The organism is Phenylobacterium sp. (genome assembly GCF_030698145.1).
GTDB lineage: Bacteria > Pseudomonadota > Alphaproteobacteria > Caulobacterales > Caulobacteraceae > Phenylobacterium.
On the sequence record NZ_JAUYNW010000022.1, the window covers coordinates 1 to 9,926 of the forward strand.

General features: G+C 69.6%; 8 protein-coding genes. 2 read left to right on the top strand and 6 right to left on the bottom strand.

What is annotated here, in order from left to right; all coding sequences use genetic code 11:
- Positions 1-124 precede the first annotated feature (124 nt).
- Entirely contained in the window at positions 125-2,491 is a 2,367-nt protein-coding gene (locus Q8Q77_RS02455; RefSeq protein WP_305580820.1) for a PAS domain-containing sensor histidine kinase, read from the bottom strand.
- A 103-nt stretch (positions 2,492-2,594) separates the two neighbouring features.
- Here Q8Q77_RS02455 and Q8Q77_RS02460 point away from each other — a divergent pair, with 103 nt between their 5' ends.
- Positions 2,595-3,800 (top strand): cell wall hydrolase, encoded by a 1,206-nt coding sequence (locus Q8Q77_RS02460; protein WP_305580821.1) that lies wholly within the window; start codon positions 2,595-2,597, stop codon positions 3,798-3,800.
- A gap of 41 nt (positions 3,801-3,841) precedes the next feature.
- Entirely contained in the window at positions 3,842-4,609 is a 768-nt protein-coding gene (locus Q8Q77_RS02465; protein ID WP_305580823.1) for a PIG-L deacetylase family protein, read from the top strand.
- Here the strand turns inward: Q8Q77_RS02465 and Q8Q77_RS02470 are convergent.
- The 5 genes from Q8Q77_RS02470 to Q8Q77_RS02490 form a co-directional block, all read right to left on the bottom strand.
- On the bottom strand, positions 4,585-5,745 hold the full coding sequence (locus Q8Q77_RS02470; RefSeq protein ID WP_305580825.1) for a Gfo/Idh/MocA family protein: 1,161 nt from the start codon (positions 5,743-5,745) through the stop codon (positions 4,585-4,587). The genes Q8Q77_RS02465 and Q8Q77_RS02470 overlap by 25 nt on opposite strands.
- 53 nt (positions 5,746-5,798) lie before the next feature.
- The gene (locus Q8Q77_RS02475; RefSeq protein ID WP_305580827.1) at positions 5,799-6,284 is read right to left on the bottom strand and encodes a GNAT family N-acetyltransferase; all 486 of its coding nucleotides are present in this window, start codon (positions 6,282-6,284) and stop codon (positions 5,799-5,801) included.
- Positions 6,285-6,316: 32 nt separating this feature from the next.
- Positions 6,317-8,053 carry an amidohydrolase family protein gene (locus Q8Q77_RS02480; RefSeq protein WP_305580829.1) on the bottom strand — a complete coding sequence of 579 codons (1,737 nt, stop codon included), beginning with the start codon at positions 8,051-8,053 and terminating at the stop codon, positions 6,317-6,319.
- Between the two features lie 105 nt (positions 8,054-8,158).
- The gene (locus tag Q8Q77_RS02485; RefSeq protein ID WP_305580831.1) at positions 8,159-9,289 is read right to left on the bottom strand and encodes a hypothetical protein; all 1,131 of its coding nucleotides are present in this window, start codon (positions 9,287-9,289) and stop codon (positions 8,159-8,161) included.
- A gap of 327 nt (positions 9,290-9,616) precedes the next feature.
- Positions 9,617-9,926, bottom strand: a 310-nt coding sequence (locus Q8Q77_RS02490; protein WP_305580833.1) for a nitroreductase family protein, incomplete at its 5' end; no start/stop codon positions are given.

The following is a 9,926-nucleotide window of genomic DNA, read 5'->3' on the forward strand; positions in this document are numbered from 1 at the left end:
TCGGCCTCAAAAAACGCCGCGGGATGTCTGCAGCGCCCCGTCGGCGTCGTGATTATGCTCAAAAGGAGCAAAACCGATGAGAGACATATAGACCCGTGTTCGGCCGGGGGCAAGTCACGCATTGTCACGAAATTGTTTCGGCCGCCCGATCCATGGCGCCGCGGATCGCCCTGGCCAGGGTCTGGGCTGTGTATGGCTTGCGCAGCAAGGGCCAAGGCGCGCCGTCGACAGAGTTCAAGGTCTCGCCGGCATAGCCCGACGACAGGATCACCGGCAGGCCCGGGCGCAGGGTGACGGCTTCGTAGGCGAGATCCACCCCGGACTTCTCGCCCGGCATGACCAGGTCGGTGACCATCAGGTCCGCCGCCTGGCCGCCCCGCAGCAGCTCGAGCGCCGCGGCGGTCCCGTCGGCGTGGATGACCTCATGGCCGATGTCGGCCAGCATGGCGCTCACCATCCCCGCGACCTCCGCGTCGTCCTCGACCAGCAGGATCGTCAGGGCGGGTCCGCCCGGCTCGGCGGCCTTGGGCCCTGACGACGTCTCGGGCGCCGGGCCGGCCGCGGCGGTGGTCCGTGGCAGGTAGAGGCGCACCGTCGCCCCCTGGTCGGGCGCGGTCTCGATCGTCACCCCGCCGCCGCTCTGGTGGGCGAAGCCATAGACCTGGGAGAGCCCAAGGCCGGTGCCCTTGCCGATCTCCTTGGTGGTGAAGAAGGGCTCGAACACCCGCCCGACGATGTCCGGCGCCATGCCGACACCGGTGTCGCACACGGTCACGCAGACATAGGACCCGGGCGCGGTGTCCGGAACCTCGCCCTTGCCGAGCTCGCAGGGCGCGGTCTCGATGCGGATCACCCCACCTTGGCCGACGGCGTCGCGGGCGTTGACCACCAGGTTCATCAGGGCCGCCTCGAACTGGCCCGGATCGATCATCGCCACGGCCTCGTCGGCGCCGGGAACCACGATCAGCACCGCGGCCTCGCCCGACGCCTGGCGCAGCAGCGGCTCGCTCTCGGCCACCAGCCAGTCGATGCGCACCGCCTCGGGCTTTAGGGCCTGGCGGCGGGCGAAGGCCAGCAGCTGCTGGGTCAGGCGCTCCCCGCGCCGCGCGGCGTTCTGCGCGGCGTCCAGCATCCGCGTGCGCCGGGCCGCGTCGTCGGGGTGGCGCTGCATCAGGTCCAGCGCTCCGATGATCACGGTCAGCAGGTTGTTGAAGTCGTGAGCCACCCCGCCGGTGAGCTGGCCGACCGCCTCCAGCTTCTGGGCGTGGCGAAGCTGAGCCTCGACCGCGTCGCGCTCGGCCATTGCGCCCTCGACCCGCTCGGCCAGCAGGTCGTTGATCCGCATGAGGTCGGCCTCGGCCTGCTTGGCGGCGGTGACGTCGAAGCCGATGCCGATGAAGCCGATGAACTCGCCGGTCGGCCCTTGGCGCGGCTGGGAGATCGACCGGATCCATCGCCATTCGTCGTCAGAGCGACGATAGCGGGCTTCGAGCGTGAAGGTCGCCCGGGAGGCCTCGCCCGCGACCTGTTCGCGCAGGATACGGGGCAGGTCCTCTTCGTGCAGCCGTTGGCGCCAGTCGAAATTGGTCGCCTCGTCGTAGGTGACGCCCAGATAGTCGACATAGGCCTGGTTGACGAACTCGCGCTTGCCGTTGGTCTTGGAGACCCACAACAGGACCGGCGCGCTGTCGGCCAGGGCGCGGAACCGCGCCTCGCTTTCGCGAACCTGTTCGAAGGCCAGCCGGCGCTCTGTGATGTCGATATTGACCCCCAGGGCGCGGGTGACCCGGCCCTGGTCGTCACGCAGGAGTTCGCCCCGCGCCAGCAACCAGCGGACCTGGCCGTCCGGCCAGATCACCCGATACTCGGTGGGGTTCACGCGGCCCTCGCGGCCGGCCCCGAGATTGCTCCGCCGCACCCGTTCGCGATCGTCGGGATGGATGACGTCCAGCAGGGCGCGCAAGCTGACCGGGGTGTCCAGGGGCAGGCCCAGGTTCCGGTAGAGCATCGGCGACCAATAGCCGCCGCCGTTGATCAGGTCCCAGTTCCAGAGGCCGACGCTTCCGGCCTCCTGCGCCAGCAGCAACGACGACTCGCTGGCGTCGAGGTCGGCCTGCGCCTCGCCAAGGCGCAGCAGGACGCTGCGCAGGGCCGCGGCCACCAGGACCGTCAGCGCGCCGGACAGCGTGAACATGACCATCACCGCGGGGCCGGATATGCCCGGGGGCGACGGCCCGCCCGCGATCAGGCCGATCGCCAGGGCCGTGGCGAGGGTGGCCCATCCCCAGCCCTGGCCGGCATAGAGGGTGGCGATGATGAAAGCCGGGAAATAGGTGACCGAGAGCCCGAAGGCGTTCTCCCAACCGAGGATTCCGCCGCGGCTGAGAATGGCGGCCGCCATGGCCACGAGGCTGATCGCCGCGCCCCGGATCAGGGGCGGCGAGCGTCTTGGAACGAGCCGAAGCGGCCACTCGACAGGGGTCAGCGGCAAGGGAGGCTCCCGGAGGCCTGCCGCGGAGAGGAGACGGCGCGGTAACCATGCGAGCCTCGGCGCGGGCAGGCAACACTCGATATCTGCGACCAAGAACCCTATTTTGGCCCGGTTCGTGCTGCAGAACCCTGCGCCCGTTGCAAACTGGAAGATCCGTCCCGCCGTGAAGCCGACCCTTCCTCGCAAACCCTGGATCGCCGCGGCGATGGCCATCACGGCCGCCGCGGCGGTGACGTGGGGCTGTGTGGAGGTCTATGCGCGAGCCAAGGCGCCGGCCCTGGGGGAAGAGGCCGAGCCGCTCTCCTATCGCGCCATCACGCGGCTGAAGGGTGAGATGGATCCGGCCATGCTGGCGGTGGCCAACCGCCACGACATCGGCCGGCACGCCGATCTCTGGGGTCGGCCGATCGGCTGGACGACGCTCGAGTTGGACAAGGTCCCGGATCTTGGCCTCGACACCGAAATTCCTGAAACAGCCCAGGAAATCAATGGATTGCGGGCATTTTCGAAACTGCCTATCCGGCCGATGAGGCCCTTCCACCTCGCCGCTGGCGGGTCCGACGGCGCGCGCGCCCAGCGTTGCCTCTCCGAGGCGGTCTATTACGAAAGCGCGCGCGAGCCCCAGCTTGGCCGCGAGGCGGTGGCCCAGGTGGTGCTCAACCGTCTGCGTCACCCCGCCTATCCGAAATCGGTCTGCGCGGTGGTCTATCAGGGCTCGGCCCGAGCCACCGGCTGCCAGTTCAGCTTCACCTGCGACGGTTCGCTGGCCTATGCGCCCGAGCCCGGCCTCTGGCGCCAGGCCCAGGACATCGCCCGGCGCGCCCTCAGCGGCCATGTGGTCAAGGTGGTGGGCTCGGCCACCCACTATCACGCCAACTATGTCGCCCCGTACTGGGCGCCCACCCTGGTCAAGATGAAACAGGTTGGCCTGCACATCTTCTATCGCTGGACCGGTCCGTGGGGCGAACCCGGCGCCTTCACCGGCCGCTATGCGGGGGGCGAGGCCTATATCTCGCCCGCCGTGCTGGGCGGCATCGACCCGCGGACGCAGGGCTTGCTGGACCCGGAGGGCCAGGGCGTTCCGGGCGGCCGCCAGATCACCTTGGCCGTGGCCGGCGAGGTGCGGACCTACAATGTCGCCGACGCCGGTTCGGTGGGCGGCGAGAAGACCCGGGTGCTGGGCACGCTCTATGCGCCGCGCCGCAAACCGACCGCCGCCGAGATCAAGGAGATCAACGCCTCGCTCGCGGCCATGGAAGGCGCGCCCGCGCCGGCCAACGACGGCCAGGACGGCGGCGCGCTGCAATAGGCCGATTGACGCCGCCCGCCGCGGTGGCGAGGCTGAACGCCATGACCGTCATCCTCGCGATCCACGCCCACCCGGACGACATCGAGATCCTGGGCGCCGGGACGTTGGGCGTCCTGGCGGGCCTGGGCCACACGGTGAAGATCGCCACGGTGACGGCGGGCGATCTCGGTTCGGCCGAGATGGACCAGGCGCGGACCGCGCGGGCCCGCCAGGCGGAGGCCGCCGCCGCCGCCGCCCTCGTGGGCGCGGAATACCGCTGCGGCGGGATCGGCGACCTCTGCGTCTTCAACGACGATGCGAGCCGGCGCACGGTGACCGAGCTGGTGCGCTGGGCCGGCGCGGATGTGGTGCTGACGGCCTCGCCGGCCGACTACCACCCCGATCATGAGGCGGTGAGCCTGCTGGTGCGCGACGCCTGTTTCGCAGCCTCCGTGCCCAACTACGCGACCGGTTCCTCGCCGCCGCTCGCCTGGATCCCGCACCTCTATTTCATGGACCCCATCGGCGGCCGCGACCGCGCCGGGGCCTGGACCGTCCCTGACTTCGGCGTCGATATCGAGGCGACCTTCCAGACCAAGCGCGCCATGCTGGCCGCCCACCAGAGCCAGGCCGCCTGGGTGGCGCGCCAGCACGACGTTCCCGACCAGCTACAGTCGATGGAGACCTGGTCGCGGCGGCGGGGTCGCGACTTCGGCGTGGCGATGGCCGAGGGCTTCCGGCAGTACCGCCATCACCCCTATCCCGCGACGCCCCTGCTACAGGAGCTGGTCGGCGCAGCCTTCGTTCAGGCCCCGCGCGCGGCGTCGTAGCGGGCCCACATCGGGGCGCAGTCCAGCATCTCGCCCCGCGCCATGGCCTCGTCGACGGCCATGACGCTCAACCCCGCCTCCATGGAGTCGAACGGCGTGACCGGGAAGGGCTGGCGGCCCTCCAGGGCGGCCAGCAGGTCGCGCGCCATGGACTGGTCGGCGCCGTTGTGGCTGTCCTCGGTGCGGTTCCCGTATTCGATGCGCTCGGGCTTGCCGCGATCCATGGCCTTGCGGAACATCAGCTTGTTGCGGACCAGATCGGCGATCAGCGTGCCGTCGGTCCCGGCCAGGTACCAGCGCCGCTCGGGCAGGGCGACGTGGCTGTTGGCGTGAAACGACAGCCGCACGCCGTTGGCGTACTGGACCAGCGCCGTCTGGTGGTCGGTGACGTCCATGTCGGACTGGAAGGCGTCGTTGGCGCTGCCCCAGCCGGCGTCGCGCAGGGCGTAGGCGGGCTGGCCGTCGCTATAGACCCGGGGCGCGGCGGCGCGGGCCGGGGTGAAGATGTCCCGGCCGCCGAAGCTCGCCACCTTGGCCGGCCGCGATCGGGCCAGACGGCCGAAGATATCGAAGTCGTGGCAGACCTTGTCGAGCAGGTAGGAGCCTCCGTACTCCTGTTTGCGCCGCCAGTTGCGGGCCAGATAGCCGCCGTGCTCGGGCGGCAGGTGTTCGGTGGCGTCGACGGAGACGAGCTGGCCCAGGTCGCCCCGGTCCACCCGGGCGATGGTCTCGCGCACGATCGACATGGAGCGCATCACCAGGCCGATGAACAGCGGCGGCGTCCCGCCGGCGGCGAGGCGGGCGGCCAGGATGTGGGTTTCGTCCTCGGTGCGGACGATCGGCTTCTCGGCGAAGATCGGGAAACCGGCGTCGAGCGCCAGGTTGAGGTGCTCGAAATGCAGATGGTTGGGGGTTCCGATCATCACCAGGTCGTAGGGGCCGCGGCTCAGCAATTCGGGCGCGTCGGCGCAGACCTGGCCTGGATCGATCCCGGCCGCCGCCAGGATCGGGGCGCCAACCGGCGCGGGGTCGACATGGGCGGCGACGTTCAGGCTCCAGCCGACCTCCTTCATGGCGGCCAGCACATGGGCGATCCGCTGGCCCAGGCCGATGACGCCGATGCGGTAGGTCTTCATGGGGCGAGGCTCCGAGCGTTGCGCGGCGAGCTTAGCCGGAAGCGGGCGCGCCGCTAGCCGTTGAAGGCCTCGGGATAGGCGACCGTCACCGGCGCATCAAGCGCGCCGTCCTCCAGGGCGATGGCCATGAAGGCCGGGCTGCCGGAATAGGGGGAGCTGACGGACCTGGCCGCCTCGGCGCTGAAGCCGAACTTCGGATAGTAGGCGGGATGGCCCAGGACGATCACGGCATGGGCGCCGAACTCGCGCGCGGCCACCAACGAGGCCTTCATCAGCCGCTTGCCGACGCCGTCCCTCTGACGGTCGGGACGCACCGCCAGCGGCGCCAGGGCCGCGTAGAGGAAGGCGCTGTCGGCCCACAGGCGGCTGTACAGGATATGGCCGACGATCTCGCCGCCGTTCTCCTCGACCAGTTCGAACACCACGTCGCCGCAAGCGCGCAGGCGCTCGACCAGGTCGGCCTCGTCGGTCTTGGCGAAGGCGGCGGCGACCACCTCTCGGATCGCGGGATGGTCGGCGGCGCGGGCGTGGCGGATCATGCGCTCAGCATAGGGCCGACCTCGGAAGGCGCCTACTCGGCGGCCATGGCGACCGGGGAGGCCTGCGGCCCGCGGATCAGCTTGCCGGGCAGGTCTCCGGTGGCCTCGCCGTTCTCGAAGGTGACGACGCCCGAGACCACGGTGGCGCGATAGCCGTCGGCGCGCTGCACCAGCCGCCGGCCGTCGGCCGGCAGGTCGAACACCATTTCCGGGGCGCGGATCGACAGGGCCTCGAAGTCGATGATGTTGAGGTCGGCCTTCATCCCGGGCGCCACCACGCCCCGGTCGTTGAGACCGTAAAGCTTGGCGGTGTCGCGGGTCTGCATGGACACCACCTTCTCCAGCGAAAGTCGCTCGCCCCGGGCGCGGTCGCGCACCCAGTGGGTCAGCATGTAGGTCGGGAAGCTGGCGTCGCAGATCACCCCGCAATGGGCGCCGCCGTCCGACAGGCTGAGGATCGTCGCCGGGTGATGCATCATCTCGGCGATGTGGTCGAAGTTGAACTGGGCGTAGTTCAGCAGGGGCAGGTAGATATAGCCGCGCCCGTCGTTCTCCATGAGCATGTCGTAGACGATCTCGTCGGGCTTGCAGCCGGCGCGCTCGGCCTCCGCGGCGATGGAGTCCTCGGCGCGGGGCTCGTAGTCGAGCTGTCCGTTGCGCTCCAGGCGGAACATGGTCTTGAAGCCATGGGTCAGGATCGCCCCGATCCCGGGGGGCGGCGGGGCGTCCTCCGACAGGATCGCCTCGCGCACGGCGGGGTCCTTCAGGTGAACCAGCCGCTCGGCGAACGGCAGGTGGGCGATGGCGCGATAGGCGCCCTTGCGGACGAAGGGATGCACCGTCGATTGCCAGCCCAGGACCATGCCGGTGGGGCGGCAAGCGATCTGGGCTGTGATCTGGGCGCCTTCCGCGCGGGCTTCCTCCGTCAGTTTCAGCATGTCGCGCCACTTGTCGGGCGCGCCGGGCGATTGCAGCAGGCCAAAGGTCACCGGCAGGCCGGTCTTGGTCGCGAACGCCTTCATCCAGGCGAACTCGTCCTCCGGCATGGCCATGTCCGAGGCCATCTCGAACACCCCATGGCCGGCCAGGCCCAGGGCCTCGCCGATCCCGATCATCTCGTCGGCGCCGGCGAAGGTGCCCGGCATGGCTTCACCGTCCTTGGCGCGGTGGAGCTGGGTGCGCGAGGTGGAGAAGCCGAGCGCCCCGGCCTCGACGGCCTCACGGGTGATCTTGGCCATCTCGACGATGTCTTCGGGGGTGGCCATCTCGTTGCGCGCGCCGCGCTCGCCCATGACATAGGCCCGGATCGCCCCGTGCGGCGCCTGGGTGGCGATGTCGAGCACGCGGGGCTTGCGCTCCAGGCTGTCCATGTATTCGGGGAAGGTCTCCCAATCCCACTTGATGCCTTCGGCCAAGGCCGCGCCGGGGATGTCCTCGACCGACTCCATCAGGCCGATCAGCCAGTCGTGGCGGTCGGGCCGGGCCGGCGCGAAGCCGACGCCGCAATTGCCCATCACGACGGTGGTCACGCCGTGCCAGCAAGAGGGCGAGAGATACGCGTCCCAGGTGGCCTGGCCGTCATAGTGGGTGTGGATGTCCACCCAGCCCGGGGTGACGATCAGGCCCGCGGCGTCGATCTCGCGGCGGCCCTTGGCGGCGACCTCGCCGACCTGAGTGACCAGGCCCGCGTCCACCGCGACGTCGGCGCGGCGGGGAGGAGCGCCGGTTCCATCGACCAGCACGCCGTTACGGATGACCAGATCGTGCATCGTTCCCTCCCGGGGATGTTTCGAGCACGGTGTGCCTGTTACGTCCGGTCACTCAAGCGGTTGTTGGCGGGGGGCCGCGTCTACGCAACGGCGCCTCGCTATCGGCTATGGCGTCGCCGGGACACCCGCACGATAACCGGGCTCCGCCGGTAGTCCCGGAAACTCCATGGCAAAGATCGCGACGGCCGGGAAGCAGGGCCAACGCGCGCCGTTCAGCCAGGCGGCGGGGCGCAGGCGGGCGCGCTGCTCGGGAGTGATCGGTAGGCCGGCGGGCAGACTGTCGAGTTTCAGGTCCGGCGAGAGCATCCCGGCGTCCAGATCGAAATGCCCCAGATAAATCACATCATCCGCCTTGGCCTCGAAGGCCGGCGCGCCCAGGCACAGCTCCAGCGTACTGCGCGACAATATACGCCACCGTCCCGGCGGGAGGGCGACGGCGTAGACTTCCCGATCGGTCTTGGAGAGAGGTTTCCATTGCTCACCCCACAGGAAGAACTCGTCTGGCCGCCCGTCCGCATCCCAGGCATGGGTCTCCGGCGTCGGACCGAACCGGCGGACTTGAAGAAAGTCGTACTTCGAAGGGGATTTGCCGGAGAAGGAGAAGATCGCCAGCGCCTCGGTCGAGGGGACCGCCCCGACGGCGGCCGCGTCGAGCGGCTTGGCCACATACTTCGCCTTGATGTCGGGGTACCGCAGCTTGCTGGCCGGATGGACCTGCAGCCGACGCGGGTCGAACGCTCTCAGGCTGAGAGAATGCAATGACAACCGCGGGATCGTGTGGATCGCGAACACCACGGCGCCGCGGCGGGCGGCGTCGTTCTCGTACGACCGGACCACGTCGCCTGGCGGCCGTTCAGCGCCCGCCCACGCCCCGAGCTGGCGGGCGATCTCCTCTGGGGCCGCCCGCCACAGCGCCGCGCCCTGGGCGTCGTCGAGCCGCATCACCCGCCAGCCGGCCACCGTCATGCAGTTCTGCAGACTGACCTGCAGACGGACCTGGTTGGCCATCGAGAACATGATCCCCGGCACGACACCCCCGAAAAGCGGGGTCGCGCCGGTTCGAACTTCGCCATGCTTGTCGAGTCGGCCGTCCTGGAAGCCGGCGACCCCCGTGGCGATGCAGCCGGCCACGTCCCGGTCGTAGTCCGCGGCCATGGCGCCCGGCCGGTTGAAGTAGGTGTACCCTGGCGCGGCCACCGTCGCGTCAGGCGTCGCCGCCATCGCGGCGCCGGCCATCAGCCCAAGCGCGCAGGCGGCGCTGACAAGCCTTCCGACGTACTCCATCCTGGCCCCTCAAGGACGTGCGCTGCGGAGCATGGCGCGGAACCCGCCCTCGAACAACGGCCAAGCCTCTCCACTATCGAGGGCGGCGGCCAGCCGACCGTGGGTTCGAGTCGCATCTGAACGACCAGATCCGGCTGTCTCTCGGGATCTAACGCGACCTTCCATGCAGGCAGCCGATCTCCAGCTTCGTCAGTCGACCGCCTTTTTCAACACAATCGGTCGAAGGCTGGCATAGCGATGCGATGATGTAGGTCGAGACTGAAAAAGGTCGCTTCGCGCCTAGTCGCCGAAACCGACGAACACCGTAGCCTCAGCCACCGCCTTGCGTTCGGACACCACCGCATTCGCCGGGAAGCTTTCATCCGGCCAACCCAGCGCGATACTTTTCATGATGACCTGATCGTCGGCGATTCCGGCGTGCTCACGAACCACCGGTGATTGCATGATACCCTGGCTGTTGATCACCGCGCCCAGCCCGCGAGACCAGGCGGCGTTGACCAGGGCGGTCGTCACGGCGCCGCAATCGAAGGGGGTGTCGTCGCTGCCGTCCAGCACGCGGTCGTAGGTCACGATCACGCAGACAGGCGCG

Excerpts from the sequence above, each read along its gene's own strand:
- Q8Q77_RS02480 (WP_305580829.1), bottom strand. The coding sequence starts at position 8,053 with ATGCACGATCTGGTCATCCGTAACGGCGTGCTGGTCGATGGAACCGGC.
- Q8Q77_RS02485 (WP_305580831.1), bottom strand. The coding sequence starts at position 9,289 with ATGGCCGGCGCCGCGATGGCGGCGACGCCTGACGCGACGGTGGCCGCG.
- Q8Q77_RS02475 (WP_305580827.1), bottom strand. The coding sequence starts at position 6,284 with ATGATCCGCCACGCCCGCGCCGCCGACCATCCCGCGATCCGAGAGGTG.
- Q8Q77_RS02470 (WP_305580825.1), bottom strand. The coding sequence starts at position 5,745 with ATGAAGACCTACCGCATCGGCGTCATCGGCCTGGGCCAGCGGATCGCC.
- Q8Q77_RS02465 (WP_305580823.1), top strand. The coding sequence starts at position 3,842 with ATGACCGTCATCCTCGCGATCCACGCCCACCCGGACGACATCGAGATC.